1 protein-coding gene is annotated in these 651 nt (G+C 37.0%); it reads left to right on the top strand.

Annotated features, from left to right (window positions below):
* Positions 1-651, top strand: a 651-nt coding sequence (locus NZ519_14075; protein ID MCS7029879.1) for a hypothetical protein, incomplete at both ends; no start/stop codon positions are given.

Raw genomic sequence — 651 nt, 5'->3', positions numbered from 1 at the left:
TGAAAGATAACTTGAATCTTGAACTTAAGGCAGCCGATGAGCGCAGGATGATTGCCATTAACGAGCTTGAAATTTTTAAGCAGCAAAAAGAAATACGCAAGCTTATCGAATCTAGAGGCGCGGAATTTACAAACGAGCTCAACGCCGAGCAGCTAGCTCAATACCAAGCTATACAGGATAAAATCAAGCAGGCGACAAACGAGCGCGTATTGGCACAAATAAATTTTGAGCAAGAATACAGAAGGCTTTTTAGGCAAGAACAAGAAAGGCTGCTACAAATTTTCGTAGCCAACCAAAATAAAATTATCGAGGAGAATGAGTTTAGAATTGAAAATGAAAGGCTTACGCTTGACCAAACGCTACAATTGTTGCAAGATAATTACCAAAAGAGGGCAAAAATAATTGATTCTGAATTGGCCATTTTGGATAAAAACAATAAAGAAGATCAGATCAGGTTTGTTGAGTTAAACAACGAAAAATTAGCCTTACAGCGCGATTTTGAACTACAAAAAGAGCAGATCGTCGCAGAATTCACACAAAGAGAAATATCTTTGCAAGAAGCCAAAAATGCAAGCATAATTGCGATAAATAACAAATACAATGAGCTATTCAAGGGTACATTAGAGCAACAAATACAAAGGATAGAGCAAA

Source organism: Bacteroidia bacterium, from assembly GCA_025056095.1.
In the GTDB taxonomy this organism is placed as follows: Bacteria; Bacteroidota; Bacteroidia; order JANWVE01; family JANWVE01; genus JANWVE01.
Note: the sequence above shows the minus strand (reverse complement) of the source record. Positions and strands in the feature narration are given on the sequence as shown.